Source organism: Hyphobacterium sp. CCMP332 (genome assembly GCA_014323545.1).
Taxonomy (GTDB): domain Bacteria; phylum Bacteroidota; class Bacteroidia; order Cytophagales; family CCMP332; genus CCMP332.
In genome coordinates, this window is sequence record CP058647.1 from 3,137,332 (window position 1) to 3,153,865 (window position 16,534).

Annotated in this window: 14 protein-coding genes; 5 read left to right on the forward strand and 9 right to left on the reverse strand. The window is 36.1% G+C overall.

Features of this window, described 5'->3' with window-relative positions:
* Nucleotides 1–10 precede the first annotated feature (10 nt).
* The 3 genes from HZR84_13860 to HZR84_13870 all read right to left on the reverse strand — a co-directional run bounded on the left by HZR84_13860 (nt 11) and on the right by HZR84_13870 (nt 3,131).
* On the reverse strand, nt 11–1,459 hold the full coding sequence (locus HZR84_13860; GenBank protein ID QNL22979.1) for a beta-lactamase family protein: 1,449 nt from the start codon (nt 1,457–1,459) through the stop codon (nt 11–13).
* Between the two features lie 75 nt (nt 1,460–1,534).
* Complete coding sequence (locus tag HZR84_13865; protein QNL22980.1) at nt 1,535–2,437, reverse strand: alpha/beta fold hydrolase; 903 nt, start codon at nt 2,435–2,437, stop codon at nt 1,535–1,537.
* 178 nt (nt 2,438–2,615) lie between these two features.
* Nucleotides 2,616–3,131 carry a YdeI/OmpD-associated family protein gene (locus HZR84_13870; GenBank protein ID QNL22981.1) on the reverse strand — a complete coding sequence of 172 codons (516 nt, stop codon included), beginning with the start codon at nt 3,129–3,131 and terminating at the stop codon, nt 2,616–2,618.
* A 64-nt stretch (nt 3,132–3,195) separates the two neighbouring features.
* On the opposite strand from HZR84_13870, the gene HZR84_13875 reads away from it, so the two are divergent.
* Entirely contained in the window at nt 3,196–4,275 is a 1,080-nt protein-coding gene (locus tag HZR84_13875) for a hypothetical protein (protein ID QNL22982.1), read from the forward strand.
* On the opposite strand, the gene HZR84_13880 is transcribed toward HZR84_13875, so the two are convergent.
* The 3 genes from HZR84_13880 to HZR84_13890 all read right to left on the reverse strand — a co-directional run bounded on the left by HZR84_13880 (nt 4,276) and on the right by HZR84_13890 (nt 7,739).
* Nucleotides 4,276–4,605: an SHOCT domain-containing protein gene (locus HZR84_13880; protein QNL22983.1), complete on the reverse strand. Its 330-nt coding sequence runs from the start codon at nt 4,603–4,605 to the stop codon at nt 4,276–4,278.
* Between the two features lie 76 nt (nt 4,606–4,681).
* On the reverse strand, nt 4,682–6,103 hold the full coding sequence (locus HZR84_13885; protein ID QNL22984.1) for a peptidylprolyl isomerase: 1,422 nt from the start codon (nt 6,101–6,103) through the stop codon (nt 4,682–4,684).
* A gap of 127 nt (nt 6,104–6,230) precedes the next feature.
* Nucleotides 6,231–7,739, reverse strand: a complete 1,509-nt coding sequence (locus tag HZR84_13890) for a hypothetical protein (GenBank protein QNL22985.1) — start codon at nt 7,737–7,739, stop codon at nt 6,231–6,233.
* Between the two features lie 350 nt (nt 7,740–8,089).
* On the opposite strand from HZR84_13890, the gene HZR84_13895 reads away from it, so the two are divergent.
* Nucleotides 8,090–8,701 carry a hypothetical protein gene (locus tag HZR84_13895; protein ID QNL22986.1) on the forward strand — a complete coding sequence of 204 codons (612 nt, stop codon included), beginning with the start codon at nt 8,090–8,092 and terminating at the stop codon, nt 8,699–8,701.
* Nucleotides 8,702–8,741: 40 nt separating this feature from the next.
* Nucleotides 8,742–8,930, forward strand: coding sequence for a hypothetical protein (locus HZR84_13900; protein QNL22987.1), 189 nt, complete (start codon nt 8,742–8,744; stop codon nt 8,928–8,930).
* A gap of 27 nt (nt 8,931–8,957) precedes the next feature.
* On the opposite strand, the gene HZR84_13905 is transcribed toward HZR84_13900, so the two are convergent.
* On the reverse strand, nt 8,958–10,469 hold the full coding sequence (locus HZR84_13905; protein QNL22988.1) for a carboxypeptidase-like regulatory domain-containing protein: 1,512 nt from the start codon (nt 10,467–10,469) through the stop codon (nt 8,958–8,960).
* Between the two features lie 134 nt (nt 10,470–10,603).
* Here HZR84_13905 and HZR84_13910 point away from each other — a divergent pair, with 134 nt between their 5' ends.
* A complete protein-coding gene (locus tag HZR84_13910; GenBank protein ID QNL22989.1) occupies nt 10,604–11,674 on the forward strand; it encodes an adenylate/guanylate cyclase domain-containing protein in 1,071 nt (356 codons plus the stop codon).
* Nucleotides 11,675–11,805: 131 nt separating this feature from the next.
* The gene (locus HZR84_13915) at nt 11,806–12,513 is read left to right on the forward strand and encodes an SDR family oxidoreductase (protein ID QNL22990.1); all 708 of its coding nucleotides are present in this window, start codon (nt 11,806–11,808) and stop codon (nt 12,511–12,513) included.
* Nucleotides 12,514–12,549: 36 nt separating this feature from the next.
* Here HZR84_13915 and HZR84_13920 read toward each other — a convergent pair whose 3' ends face one another.
* Nucleotides 12,550–13,134: a hypothetical protein gene (locus HZR84_13920; protein QNL22991.1), complete on the reverse strand. Its 585-nt coding sequence runs from the start codon at nt 13,132–13,134 to the stop codon at nt 12,550–12,552.
* A 15-nt stretch (nt 13,135–13,149) separates the two neighbouring features.
* A complete protein-coding gene (locus HZR84_13925; protein QNL22992.1) occupies nt 13,150–16,401 on the reverse strand; it encodes a PD40 domain-containing protein in 3,252 nt (1,083 codons plus the stop codon).
* Nucleotides 16,402–16,534: the final 133 nt, after the last annotated feature.

Below are 16,534 nucleotides of genomic sequence, written 5' to 3' on the forward strand. Positions count from 1 at the left end.
GGTATTAAAATCAGTTGATTTTTTTCAAGTCTCCCACGTAAACATCAAATCCTAAACCGTAATTTTCATAAACCTTAAATCCAATTTCATTTTCATTGTTCAAAAATTCAAAAGTGAATTCGACAAAAACGGGACCCCATGACAATTGCAACCATCTTTGATTTTCTAATTTAGCCAGCTTATAGCTTTTACGGTATTTTTTTTTGGCTGGATACTCAATCCAAAGCTCATTTTCTTTTAGTAAGATCTCCATTATAAAAGAATCTTCCAGATAATAGTTTTCATTTGGTAAAAAACTGTATTCACCAATAAGCATTTTCAATTCTTTTTTAACTGGTTTTGTTGAGATTACAGATTGCGTTTTTACATCTTTTTCATTGATACTAGTTGAAATACCAATTATCTCTGCAATTTTTTGGGATATTGCTCTTTCATATTTCGCTTGGTTTGTCAGTACTATAATGCTAATCCCGTCATCCACAAACCTCAAATATTCGGTACCTGCTACACCGGGATGATAGATTATTCTATTGTCATTGATAATTTGGGTGTTCCAGCAAAATCCATAGTAAGTTAAATACCCATTTTTTAATTTAAATGAACTCCACATCAAATCTTTGCTTTTTTGAGTAAGTAACATATTGTTACTCATCGCATATTCCCAATTTATCATATCATCAATTGTAGCATAAATTCCTCCAGCTGCATTAAGTTCCGTATCTATTAAGCGGTAAGAATTTCTATCCGGAATAATTTCCCCACTGTTCAATGAATATCCAGTCACTTGATTGGGATGAACTTTAAAATGATTCATCAAGTAAGCGGATTTCATTTTCGATGGATTGAAAATCTTATCTTGCATATAATCATTGAATGTCAATCCACTTATTTTGTGAGTGATATAGCCTAACAAATATGTGCCTTCGTCACTATAGAGAAAGTCTTCTCCGGGTTTAAAAAGCAATGTGTCTTTTTTGGCATTATTGTAGATTTGATCAGCGCTATAAGTACCCATTGCAGATCTATTAGCTAAATAAGAAGAATTACTTGATGATGGAAGACCTGAAGTGTGTGACATTAAGTGTCTTATGGTAATTCCATCCCAATTTTTTGGTGCATCCGGCAGATGTTTATGAATTCTATCATCTAAATCTAAAATTCCATTTTCATAAAGCTGCATAATCGTAGTGGCCGTAAAATGTTTTGAAACAGATGCTAACCAAAAAGAAGATGAATCTGTGACTGGAACATTATATTCTAAACTTGCCAATCCATAATTTTTCTTTTTTAAGACTTTTCCTTTATAAGTGATTGCTAGAGCTAAACCAGGTATTTTTTGCTCTTGAATTATGTATTCTATATAGCTGTCAATCTCCAATGAATTTTCATTAGAAATTAAGTTTTGAGAATTTCCAGAAAAAGAGATAATCAGCAAAAATAAAAGCAGAAAAACTCTCATTTAATTTTGATTATTAATTGCATATAACGGACAAGTATATAAGCCGATTGATTGGTATACATTTTTGTGCATAGTTTATTCCTTTTTATTCTGTTTTCCTTCGATAAATAGTTCTATTGATTTGTCAACAGACTTATTCAGTATTTTCAATTTTGTACTATCATCACACAAAGTATACACGTAGGCTTTCACAATAGCATTAATCACAAGACCGGGATTATCTTTATAAATGTAATGGCCGCTACCATAGGCAACTATTCCAATACGATTAGGAGCCTCCTTTACAAAATCTTCATGCGTTTTTATAAGTAAATTCCATTCATCATCAGTGTGATGTCTTTGAATGGGAGAAATTATATCTATTGCTGGAATTGAACGGGGATATTCTGTTTTCCACATTAACCTTACGGTATTTGCAAAATTTATTCCCATGTAATACATGCCTAAATTCTCGTTTTTCATTTCATGGACAAAATTATCCTGTTCGGTTTTGACCAGGATATCCTCAGTGTATTGCTGGGCTAGGTTGGCATCTACTCTTATATTATAGAGTACCTTGCTTGGATTTCTGGCCGAAAACAATGTTGTATAAAACCCACCGTATGAATGAGAAACAAGGATCAGGTTATTGAAATATTTTAATTTTTTCAAACTGGTTTCTAATTCGAGAAGTCCGTTTACAATTCCGAATTCTTCCTCAATCTTGTTTTTGGGATTTAACTCACTTTTTCCAAAACCAGATCTATCATAATAAATTACTGTTGTTCCAGTAATATCATATACATGTTGAGCAATTTCCTCCCAAACCTTGCCATCATTGCCTGCGCCTGATTCAAAAAGAATGGGGGTTCCTGTTCCTTTTATAAGATTGAAGTGCATGTTATACCCACCTACATCGACCAAGGTGTCAATTACTCTATGTTGAGCATAAGAAATTGAAAAAGTCAACAGTATTATGCAAGTCAATATCTTATTCATTATTCGTATTGATTTTGCCCGACGATTGGCTAAAGTTATTGACTTTATGGCAATTATGTCAAATGAAAATCGAATCAGAAAAATGCTTAACTGGGCTTCAAGGAGTACTTTTTTAAAAAGGCTAAAAATCTGAATTTATACATTTAGCGAAAGCATATATTTCAATCTGGAAGTCTATCTACCTCAAATTATTATAATACTTTATCAACTCATTTATCCTTTTGAAATCCGGAACATCCTTCATCTCTTTTAAATGATGCGCAATCGCCAGGGCTTTTCTTATTCTGCTGTCTGTGTTTTTGACCTTGTTCACAATATAGATCAGGGTACGCTGCTTGCCCGGGGTCAATTGCTGAAAACGCTCCCAGGCCAATTCTTCCTGTCCCATTACTTCGATGAACTCTTCAGGCACATCCATTCCAAACTCTGAGCGGTCTTTTTCAATTAATACTGAAATTTTACTTTCCTCTTCTATTTCCAGTTCTGATCGCACTTTTTTATTTAGTAATATATACCATCCATTTTTGGAAGGCATGAGGGCAGCTCTTACTTTTTTTATGCCGTTAAGCGTGCAAATGACACGTCTGTTATCGCCTTCTATGTATTTTTTGGCTATCTCTTCGGGTACGATAAAATGATGCCCCCAGAGATTGGTATTAAAGTTTTCTACCCTTGAATTGAATTGGTCTGTCATTTTGAATTGCTAATAATGCTTAAAATTTAAATGAATATTTTTAGATTCACTTAAAAAAACAGCAATGAAACGTACGTATTGGATCCAATTGATTGTCTTAGTCTTGATTATTTCTTCCTGTGGCAATAATGATGATGATTTATTTGATAACCTGAATAGCTTACCAGAAAGCAGCGAGGTTTTCTATTTGATCAATAATGATCGAGTTATGAAATGGACAACCGATGGGGAAGTATGGACGGATATCTACATCACTTTTAATGCAACGCAGAATACACCCAACAATGCTCAGTTTCAAACCGATGGCAAAAGAGTGTACGCCTATGCGGGAGGCACACTTTACGATGCCGAAAAGGGCGCTTATTACAATGTTCTGGGATTGGGAAATAACCCGGCCAATAAAGCAGACTTTGCACTGACCAATTTGGCTTCTCACATATTGGATTATGTCACCGGCGAAATAAAAACGGTGCCTCACTCATTTGTTCAATTCAGTACCTTTCAATTGAGTTCTACCGGAGTTGACCTTACCAATGTTACCGACTTTGTATCAACATTATCTATTGTTTTTGCCAATGTCAATGATGGCCGAATCATTTATTCTGATGATGATGGGGTAAGTTGGAAAGAAACCAATACACAGGTTGGTGGACAGGACGTCAGTTTAGAAAAGGTTTGGGCCTATGGTGAAAAATTTTATGGCATAGCCAATGGACGAGTTCATCATTCCACCGATGCCATAAACTGGACGGAGTACAATGTGGACTATGATTTTATTGCTTCAGGTGGGGATACTACGGTCAATGCGATTGTTTCAAGTGTATTTGCAGAAAATGATTATGTCAATTTCCGATTAGAGGAAAATGTAACTGTAGTCGGAGGTACAGCTTTTTCCAAAACTACATTGCTGGAATCGGAAAATGATGGGAATTCCTGGACCGGAACTGAAATTGATATTAGTGGCCAAAGCAATGACATGATAATGAACATTTCCGGCATATATGTTACTGAAATTAACAGTGCGGAAAAGGGAGACCGATCCTTGCATTATTCAAGTGATCTGGAAAACTGGAACCTGATAGAAGGCGAAAAAATGTATATGGAATATGTTTACCAGTTGTTCAAGGCTCAGACCGTACGCTGATCAGGAAAGTAATTTATTTTTAGCTTTCTTATATTCATCATCATCGATGGCCCCATTGGCGTGAAGCGCATGGAGTTTTCCCAGTTCTTCGCTGATACGCTCTCCCTGTGCTTCTTTTAGCTCTTTTATCTGTGCTTTTTCCAGGGCATCGGTTTGTCGGCTTTTTGATGATAACACAGCGATCAATCCGATCAGTGGACTAAGCAGTACGGATATCAGAATGGTTTTCCAAAAACCGATCAATCGGTTGTCTCCCAAAAGACCTAAAAGTGCGCTGGGTAATAGCCAACCTGCAATTATTGCAAATGTATACTCATTAAATATTTCCACAGAGATAATATTTAATTAATCAGAATATACAATTCATATTTGATTGATCAATCGTTGGGATTTTAATCATTCAAGCTTAACGCTTAATTATTTTACCCCGCTTCGAATTTGAAGAACCGCTAATTGAATAAAAATAAATGCCATCTGCTTCCTTGCTAATGTCAATGAGTTCAATCTCAGAAGATAATTCTTTTTCGAAAATCATTGCTCCGTTAATGTCATGAATTTTAATTATAGTATTGGAATTGGATTCTGATTTTACGGTGAAGATTCCCGAATTTGGATTGGGAAAGATCATTTCAAAATCCAGCAGACTTCCTTCCAGACTGCTGATAATATTGCTGGTTGTAAATTGACGTACTTCTGAAAAATCCCCTGGCACTCCATTTTTAATTGAACTAACACCCCAGTAATAGGTCGAATTGGCATTCAATGGTGCCGGAACAAAATCTGTTTTCCAGGTAATTGTATCAACCACGTTAAAATTTGGAATTTCAAGCGTAGGGAGCGTGGAAATCACAAAATTGTATTGTGTAGCACCGGGTACACTGTACCATTCGAATATCGGATTCATATATACGCTATTGGACATATCCAGAGGTTTTTTAAGTATTGGAGCTGCAATATATGTTGTAAAAGTTCTCGTTTCCGAGGCTTTCATCTTTCCACCATTATTGGTTAGAACTCTCCAATAATAAGTCACAAAACCCTGCTCCAGATTATCGAGGGGTTTTATACTTGTTTTGCTTTTTGAAACGTTTTCGAAATAGTCGATGCTGCTAAAATCAGATTGTTTTGAAAATTCAATTCTATAAAGTAAAAAGTCGTTTGAATTCACTGTGGTCCAGCTAAATGTTTCATCTCCAAATAAATCCACTGCGCTGTCCGCAGGTGCTGTCAAACTTGGCGCCATTGAAGGTGAGGTAGTGTCTTCACCTACGTAAGTAATGAACATATCGATTTTATCGAGCGGCCTGTCATTGGCATCGGTTGGCGCCGCTTCCACAGAGTCCACCACATTCATTCCGCTAATAACTTTTCCATATAAGGTATAATTGCCATTGAGATTGCTGTTATTGGCAAGATTGACATAAAACTGTGAAGTAGCGCTGTTGGGATCGGTTGACCTTGCCGCACCGATGGTACTTCTGCTATGAGAAAGCGGGTTGAATTCTGCCGGAACGGTATTTTGCCATGGAGCTCCTTGTCCCCATGTGGAGGGAGGTCCTGATCTTGAATTCGGGTCGCCACCCTGGATTACAAAATTTGGTACAACCCTGTGAAATGCGAGTGAATCATAAAAACCCTGTTGTGCAAGGGTATCGAAATTTTCACAATGCAGAGGTGCAATCGTTGGATACAATTCCATTCTGTAAGTTCCAAAAGTATCGGGATATTGCCTTACCAGCACATCGTAAAGGGGTTTGCCATTAAATTGGGCTTTTACTGAAATTGGAAAGGTGCAAATGACTATGAAGAGAATAATTATATTTTTCATTCAATTGAATTTTATTAAATCTAGCAATTCTTTGATAGAAAAGAAATCCGCTATTGCCGAATTGGAGTCTTAAATTTCAGGATAAATTAGAATTGTAAATTGAACTCTAAATTTTATTACGAAAGGGTTAATATATGATCTCCTTTATAATGAGGATTTTTTCATCGTTTGAAAAATAGGAAGCATAATACTTATTTTTCATTTTCACTGTCCAGGCCGGTATAATCCCGCCTTCTTCTTCAATTATTTCTTTTTCTTCATCCATGTCTTTTTCGTATTCGAGTTTGTAAGTGTATGAGGCTTCATTATCTCTTACGACAAGTGTCAATTTATCATCCTCAGGAGGAAGAACATTCATGGTTGAACTCAATGGAAATAAAGCTTCCTGTGTTTCTAAATTTACATTAAAATATTTACTCCATTTCAAAACATCATAGCCATCAAAAGCAAAAATGAGTGCAGGCCCTACCGAGACTTTTGAATTGTGTTCTTTCCAGGGCAATCTGGATACAAAATCAATTTCTCTGAAAATATGTCCTGAATGTTTTATATCCATATGTTCAAACACCAGCACCAGTTCCTTTTTATTAAAAATGTTGAAATGGGTAAGATTGTATTTATTCCAGACCAGATGTTTGATTTCTTTAGCTTTATGCAAGCTGTCCACTTTGTGTAATAGTTCAATATTCAATGGTTGAAATTTCTCCCGGCTTATTCGGGTGTTTTCAAAATCGAATAAAGCGTAATATATGCCCAGAAAAAGTTCGGAAAATTCAAGTTTTGAGGCAATGAAAACCTTATTGTCATCGATAAAATTCAAAGTGAGATCGTCTTTGATATCACCCATATTGATAGAATCGGAGAGAATATTTAGGAAATCAAAGCCGCTGCTCAAAACCGGGTATTTATAGACTTCAAGATCGCCTTCCAGGTTTGAATTAGCAACAAATACATCGCCCTGGTCATTGACTTTTACCTCATAAATGAACATGCCATCTTCAAAATCTATATGTCCGCTGTCCAATTCCTGTACGTTCTGATCAAAAACCTTATAGTCTAATTTTAGTTGATTTTTGGAGTAGTCGTAGATATAGAAAAGATATTTGGATTCCCTGAGTGAAACACTCATGTTAAATCTGTATTCCAGATGAACTTCAACCTTTTCATCCCTTCGCGCTGAAATTGCAATATTTTCATCTGCAATGACATCCGCCTTATTATCATTAAAGTGTTCCTCTTCCACAGACTTATTCCACAATTGTCTTTCTGAAATGAGTTTGCCAGTTTTCTCATCAATTCTTCTAAGGTATAGCGTGGCTCTATTTGGATCTGACTGTTTTACAGTGCTGAAAATATTCAATACACCTTCAAATAATTCATCTTGAATAACATATTCATTTTCTTTGAGCTTCAGCTCGTATTCCCATAGCAATTTGCCTTTTAAATTGTAACAATGTGACTTCCATACAGCACCTTCCTCGGGAAAAGTGACAATGATATTACCTCTTTCTGCAGTTACAGCATGAAAGCCGGTAGGCAAAGATTCGGGAGAAAATTTTTCTATGACTATTTGTGCCTTTATTTCAAAGAATGAAACCAAAAACACAAGAAAAATACAAAGGCTGCGCTTATTCATTATTTGTTTTTGCGGTTATTTAATTGGCTCTTAGGAGAAGCTTCAATATACAAAAATCTCTTTATTTCTGAATTAAAGACTTTATTCAGGATGCTACATTTATTAATTATTCAGATTAATTATTTGAATTATTGGAAATATTGAAAGCACGATCGATTTTAAATCTTCAAATAATACAATTTGTAATGACCGCTAAATTTTATATTCATTCATTATTAAATCTCAAAGTCTTGCCGATTATTTTCGATTTTTATAAAATGCCTTAGGTTTGTCAAATGCGAAAAGCACTTAAAATTTTTAGCGTTTGCTTAATTGCATTTTTAGCAATCAGTTTTGTAGCATTCCAAATAATGGACGAACCAATGCCAAAAGGAGAAGAGGGCATTGAGGCAGAAAAACTAGCGGATAGAATGCTAATGGCCTTAAACAAAAGAGCTTGGGATTCAGTGAAAGTGGTTTCTTGGTCCTATCCACCCGGACATCACTATACCTGGTTTAAAAAACTTGACAGTGTTATTGTAAATTGGGAAAACATAACGGTTTATTTGAACACAAAAGCAAAGAAGGGAAGGGTTCAAAGTAAAACAACAATTAGCTCAAAAGACACTTCTGAAATAATTCAAACAGCATATGAATACTTTATAAATGATTCCTTTTGGTTAGGAGCTCCGTTTAAAGTGAGGGATTCCGGAACTAAAAGAAAAGTGGTTAACTATGAAGGCAATAAAGCCCTGTTGGTCACTTATACTTCCGGAGGTGTAACACCAGGAGATACGTATTTATGGATTTTAGATGACAATTATCGGCCAAAATCATGGAAGTTTTGGGTGAGTATAATCCCGGTTGGTGGTGTCGAATTTACCTGGGATGACTGGAAAAGTATCAATGGGGCATTAATTAGTACATCGCACAAAGGCCCTCTTAATCTTAAAATAGAAGTTTCAGATTTAAAGGGTTCTTGATATGCCATATATTCCTATAAATTGTTCGTTTCATGATATTTTGCTTGATAGAATTACCAGAAACAAAATTTGCAGAATTCAGTACAAAATCAATGATGAAATAGAATTCTATGAGGGTCAACTTTATGATATCTATTCCAAATTGGGAGAAGAATATCTAATTGGCGAGAATGATTTTAAAATTCGTCTGGATAAAATAATGTTCCTCGATGATATTGAAAATAAGTAAATCCTTTTTCAGTATTTCTAATTCTCTTCAGTTCTCTTTATTTATTTTTCTTGTGTATTTAATTAGTTCTTCGCCCGGAACGATGTAGGTGCGATTTTCCCAGTCTTTGGGAGAATGTGCCAATTCTTTTTTGAAGTTCATAAACTTCGCTTGCTCCACTTTGTCAAAGTCTTCTTCGTTCAAAGTTTCATGTTCCAATACAAGCAATTCCCATTTACTTTGAACATTGAAGAGTAAATCAACATCAAATTTTATCTGACTTAATTCCTTATCAATAAAAAAACGTTTTTCTTTTTTCAGAAACGAAAATTTCCGGTCAATAGCGGCCATTTCACTTTCTTCTGCCAATATGAATTTTAAATGGTAATGATCGGGTCCTTTATCAAAAATCACACGCCCTTTCCGCTTATTAATTGCATGCCCAAAGCCTAATATTTTTATGTTTTCTGTGCTTTTACCTTTGGCATAGGCATAATCCATTTGGTGTATGCCAAAATCACTAGTGGAAATAAAAATTTCTCCTTCAAAGAGCCCTGTTCGCTTTGGTGAGAATTTAATCCGGTAAACAAGTTCTCCGTTGTAGAATTCAATATTTTCAAGCTTAAATCGATATTTCCCTTTCTTTTTTAGAAATTCGGTATTTTCTCCTTCCAATGTAGAAAATTCTTTTATCAGCTTGCCTGTTTCGTATTTTATCGAAGCCGTTGGGATTTTAAAATTCAGACTGTCATCCTTGGAATAGTCACTCTCATTGTTTTCGTCTTCCGAAGGATTAAATTTAAATCCGAAGATCCCTGTTTTGAATTTGTAATAGACATCTGGATTTTTAATTGCATTCTCAAAATCAGCAATTATTTCAGTCATTTGTTCCTCAATTTCTTTTAATAGAGCATCCTGATCACCCTCTTCCAATGATATTCCCTGAATGGGTTTTAGTTTGTATTTATAGTCAAAAGAATACAGATCAAAAATAGCATCGTTATAATCCGTAAAAACAGCAGGGATTTTATTAAAAATAGCATCAAATTTATCTTTGCTCATCCCTTTGAAATTTGATTTTACAATCCGGGCTGTGTTTTGTTTGGAAAATGGCGTTTGAATAAAACTATGTACAAACAACCTTTGTCTTTGATTTATCTGCGGATGATTTTTTGAATAATTTTCAACTGCTCTTTCTATTATTTCTTCAACACTTAGATTTCTTGAATAAACCTTTACCTCGGAGAGATTAATATTTGCCGGTTTTAAATAAAATGAAGTTTGGGACAGCGCTTTTTCATAGGGCAATTTCAAGGTTTCATAACCCATATAGCTGATTAAAATGGTGTCATTTGATTGAATGTGTTCGGCAGATAAAACAAAGCGTCCGTCCGAATTGCTGATGGTTCCTATCGATTTGCCTGAAACAGCAATACTTGCATAGGGCAAAACTTGATTACTTTCAAGATCGACAACCAGCCCATTGATACTGAGCCCGGCAGCTTCGATGGCGCAAGTAAAAAGCAATAAGAACATGGCCGGGAACGCTTTTATATACATTCAACACTTGTTTTGTAGTGTAAATACTTTCCAACGTTTATTTTAATTCAAAATTGGTAAAAAAACCATCAAGTATATTCGGCTTTAAAAAATAGGTATATGGATTTTCTTATTTTTAAAGGAATTCAGCTAAAATGAAAAAACTACAATGGACAAGAGCTTTAATAATAACATTTACCTGGGCACTATTGGGCATTTTTCAAACTTTTTACGATCATCTTTTTCTAAAAAGTCATTTTATAAGTGAATCTTCGGAGCAATATGAATTTGTTACTGTACTGATTTCTAATTTTCTATTCGGATTATTTGGTGGGTTTATTGGAGGAATGGTTCTCATTTTTGTTGACGAGAGATACAGAACCAGACCATACATCTATACAGTTAGTATAATTGTTTTCTTCTTTTTAGCAATTACCGGGACCATAACCGTCTTGTATTCTCTCGTCTTATCTTCGCTTGCTTTTCCACTCTTTTCAGAAGGCTGGATTAACAATTTTGAGCTATTGGTTTACACAAGTATGCATTTGAAGAACCTACTTTTCTGGGGTTCTACAGTAGCCATAACCTATTTCTTTTTGCAAATGAGTAATAAATTTGGCCCGGGTATATTATTCAAAATACTTATTGGCAAGTACAATATTCCCAAGACAGAAAACCGGATATTTATGTTTCTCGATTTAAAATCCTCAACCAGCATCGCGGAAAAATTGGGTAGTGAGAAATACCACGAATTTCTAAAAGATGTTTTTTCAGATATAACTGCTGCCATCATTAACTCCGGTGGAGAAATCTATCAGTATGTCGGCGATGAAGTTGTAATTTCCTGGAAGGCCGGTGAAAAGTTAAAAAATAATGATTCAATTCGATGTTACTTCGAAATTCAAAATTCCATAGCGAAACTGAGTTCAAAATACCTCGATAAATACTCACAAATTCCCGAATTTAAAGCAGGGGCCCATTATGGAGCAGTGGTTGCCGGGGAAATAGGCGTTATCAAAAGAGACATTACTTATTCGGGAGATACCTTAAATACATGTGCCAGAATTCAGGCCGAATGCAATAATCTAGACAGCAAGTTTTTAATCTCTAATGATTTATTTCAATTGATTAAGAACATCTCTAAAGAGTTTTCCTTCCTGACAAAAGGAGATATCATTTTACGTGGTAAAAAAGAACCATTAAACCTTTTGTCAGTTTCAAGTTAAATAGCGCATAAACTTCCGGAATAGATTGTATAAATTTATAAAGATCAGATTGATTAAGTTTTCAAAAACTTTAATACTTTAATCGAACTTTAATAACTCTAATACCTTTCATTATAAAGTGATTTTAAATTATGATCAAAGCATATATAACAGGAGGAAGTAAAGGAATAGGTTTTGGCATAGCAGAAGCTATTTTAAAAGAAGGAGGAAAGGTAGCTATCAGCTCCAGGTCTCAACAAAGTGCAGACGAAGCTGCACAACAATTAATTGAAAAAACCGGAAATGAAAATGTGCTCGCTTTCGAATGCGATGTTAGAGAACTGACCTCACAAAACGATACGGTAGATAAAATTATTCAAAAATGGGGAAGTATTGATTTGGTGGTGGCCAATGCGGGAATAGGCAAATTTGGTTCTATTGAGAATTTAACCCCGGAAGACTGGAAAGACACCCTGGATATCAACCTGACAGGCGTTTTTAATACAATCAAGTCTACTCTCGAAAGCCTAAAAAAAAGCAAAGGCTATTTTATTACCATTTCCAGTTTGGCAGGAACAAATTTCTTTGCCGGAGGTGCAGCCTACAATGCCAGCAAATTTGGTCTAACAGGTTTTACGCAAGCCGTAATGCTTGATTTGCGTCAGTACGGCATTCGTGTAAGCACGATTATGCCGGGTTCCGTAGCTACCTATTTTAACGATCATGTACCCAGTGATTCTGATTCCTGGAAAATCCAGATTGAAGATATCGGAGAAATGGTTGTAAATCTGGTCAAGCTAAATACGCGAACATTGCCGAGCAAAATAGAAGTAAGGCCAAGTATGCCTCCATCGAAATAATACTATTCCTTTTAATGGCTTAAATAGGAATGATATCTATCTCATTTTGCCGTTAAAAAAACTGACTTTCTGAGTAATGGGATTGCCGGCCAATCTTCTAAAGCTTGCAATTTGGCCGCAATGCCAGATGCAATCTTCGATGGGCCCATTAATGTATTTCCAAAACGGAATACTTTCTCCATTTTTACTCATTCGATTATAGCCTTCAAAATCCTCATCGCTGCTTGAAAACAGCTTATCCCTGATAAGTTTTAAATTTTTAAGGGTCTCTGCTCTTTGCTTATCAGTGCTGGTTAAGTCCGAATCAAGCTGTGCTTTCAGGTTGACAACATTCAATAATGAATTGGACATCTCATAAATATGTTGAATGGTTTCTCCAATTGAGCGTATATCTTCTGAAGGGCGATAGCTCATATCATTGACACTTAATCCCTCTGTAGCCCAGTAAAATCTGAATCCCAGACCGTCAATCATTCTGGCGCTTATTTTGCCTGAATTGTATTGGCCTTCATATTCAGGGATTTCCTTAAAAAAGTTTAATTCCTTTTCAGACATAGTTTGAGCCCTTATTCCGATTGAAGCAGACATGATAAAAATGAAAACAAGTCGTAATAATTTCATTAGCAGAAATATAATTTACCTTTTTTCATAAGTAGGGCGGGCGGGTTTTTTGAAATTGCTTTCAAGTTCCATCAGTCGCATAACTTCTTTAATTCCCGCTTCCAGTTGAACATCTTTGCCCTTTGCCAATTGTTCAAAGTCCTCGAGTACCTCGATATCAGGATCTACTCCATGCCCTTCCTTAAACCATTGGCCATCCGGATCATACATTCTAAAAGTAGGAGACGAAATAAAACCGTTATCCACCAATGTAGGGGCTCCTGAGATTCCAATTAAACCACCCCATGTTCTGGTTCCGACCAAGGGACCGAGCTTTCTTTTTCTAAAATAATCGGGAAAAGCATCTCCGCCGGAGCCGCTAAAACCATTGATCAACATTACTTTTGGCCCGAAATTGCCGGCAGGAGGCCAGGACCAGTCTTCTCCATCTCTTACTGCCCAGAAAGCCAATGGTTTTCTATCCAGTAATTCTATAAATCTATCGGGGATCTGACCACCACTATTGAAGCGCTCGTCTATAATCAGGCCTTCCTTACCCATTTGCCCAAAATACTGTCGTACCAATTCGTTCTGTCCATCTATCCCCGTGCTACGCACATAGATATACCCAACTTTGCCATTACTGGCTTCATCAACTCTTTTCCTACTTGCTTCAATCCATGCAAGATGTCTCAAGCGTGTTTCGGAATTCAAGGTAGTCACAAGTACTTTTTTGGAATTTTCCAGGCTTGGTTTTGAACTGATGGTCAGCTGTACAGTTTCATTGGCCATGCCCTGAAATGCGGCGTGAATTGATTTGGATATGTCGGGCTTCTGTCCATTAATCTCCAATATATAATCACCTTCTTTGACTTTTACGCCGGGCTTAATTAAAGGCGAACGCACTTCAACATCCCAGGGTGCTCCATTAATGATTTTTTCAATTTTAAAGTAGCCGTTTTCCACACTAAAATCCGCACCCAGATAGCCACAATTTTTATTATCGCCTTCTTCAGTATCACCTCCGCCTACATAAGTATGCGATGCATTGAGTTCTGCAATTAAATCGCCAATAATAATATTGACATCGGCCCTGGAATTGGCTTCGTCGACCAGTTTTCCATATTTTTCTTTCATGGCATTCCAGTCAACGCCATGCATATTGGGATCGTAAAAATAATCGCGTTCAATTCTCCAAACATCCATGAAAATTTGTTTCCACTCTGCTCGGGGATCAATTTCCATAACCATTTTTTGTATGGGAACTGTCTTCTCTATTTTTTGATCAGATGCAACTGAAATAACGGCGTAATTTTGATTTTGCCTTACCAAAATCTTTTTACCATCTGCAGAAACTTCATATCCGTTGATATCAGAAATAATGGTTTTAACTTTTTCTTCCTCTATATCATAATAGTTAAGGGAGTTTTTTTCCTCTTTTGAGGACCCTGAATTTGGATAGCGCATAAATAGTAATTTTCCGTCAAGGGCTGTTAATCCGCCAACGTTTCCGGCTTCTATATCTAGCATTTCAACGCGATTTTCAAAATTGCTTATGCTCACTTTTGTATCGGCATTGCTGCCTTCACTTTTATCTTTTTTGTCTTTTTTAGACTTCTTATCAGAATCCTCTTCTTCTTTTTCCAAACTAACTTCATCGTTTTTAATGGCCAAAAGTGATTCAACAGATTCGTCCAAAGTGCCCACCGCAATACCTGTAGTATTTGGATAGATCCATGAATTGTCAAGGTCAGAATAGAGCGGACTAAAACTTCTGTTGGTGCCAAAGAACAAATACTTTCCATCCTTACTGAAAACGGGATTAGAATCCGAATAAAACCCGGAAGTCAGTTGAGAAACCTTATTTGTTTCGGTATTGTAAAGAAAGATGGCCGAGGTGGCAGAGCTTTCAGCACTTTTAGTATAACAGAGCCATTTGCTATCCGGAGACCAGTCAAACCTGAAACTTCTCAATCCGCCTTCCAATAAATACTTTCCCTTGTCAAAACTTGTGATTTTACCCGAACTCACTTCCATCATATTTAAACGCATGGATTGATCGACAAAAGCTATTTTTTTACTGTCCGGCGACCAGAAAATATTATATCTGAATCCCTCTTTGAATTGTGTAATTGTTTTTGTGTTGCCTTTAGCAGCTATGTCTTTGATCACAAGCTGGTATTCTCCCTTTTCATCGCTCCAGTATGCCAGTGATTTGCCGTCGGGCGACCAGGCCGGGTATCGTTCGGCAGATTTGGAACCAGAGCTTAAATTGGATACATAACCTTTTTCAGCCGGCAGATTAAAAAGATCACCTCTCGCTTCAATAACCACTCTTTGTCCATCCGGAGATAAAGAACTGCTGTGAATGAAGTTACTGACGGTTTTTTGTCTTGGAATTAATTCTTCACGGTCTGAAATTAGATTAATACTGACTTCTTCACTTTGTTTATTTTCCAGATTGAGAATAAACAATTTGCCGCCGGCTTCATATATAATTTGATTATCCCCGGCTTCCGGAAAAGTAATATCATAATCGCTGATTTTGGTTATTTGCTCATTCTTTTTGTTTTGTATATCATATTTCCAAATATTGTTTCTTTGTTCCGGGCCATTATCCGACATGTAATACACCGAATTTCCAATCCACATGGGCAATTCATCATTGGCATCATTTTGAGTAATATTTTGAGTTTCAAAAGTATTGAGGTCGAAGATATGAATGTCGGGTGCAGTACCGCCCCGGTATCTTTTCCAGTTTCTGTTGGCTCTTGAGCGATCGGTATAAGCGATTTTAGAAGCATCCGGCGATAAAGAAGCATAAGATCCATAGGGAACTGCTAATTTTTGAGGCGATCCACCTTCTATGGAAATACTAAAAAATTGAGTAAAACGCTGCCTTCCGCTTTCCCTTGAAGAAGCAAAAATCAGACTTTTCCCATCGGGATTCCATGAAACCACGCGATCATACATATCATGAAAGGTGAGTCTTTTGGGAATTCCTCCATTTGTAGGAATTAGATAAACATCATAATTGCCATCGTAATTGGCCGAATATGCAATGTATTGTCCATCGGGAGAAAAACGCGGGTAAAACTCGCGACCATCGGGTGAGCTTAAGCGATGCGCCAATCCACTCTTTTTGTCAGCAACCCAAATATCATCTCCATAGACAAAGGTTATTTTATCTCCGGAAACATCAGGGTGCTGCATTAAATTGGCACTTATTTGCGCTTTTGAATTATAGAAGAAAAATAGAAGTATTGTTATTGAAAGGATATTTTTCATGATTACTTTTTGTTAAAAATCACAAATCAAATATTGTGTTTTTCATTGATTTATATAAATGATGGAAATATAATTCCATAAAAGGCAGATAATAAGGATAAGTATGATTCATCACGATCTTTAAAAAATCAAG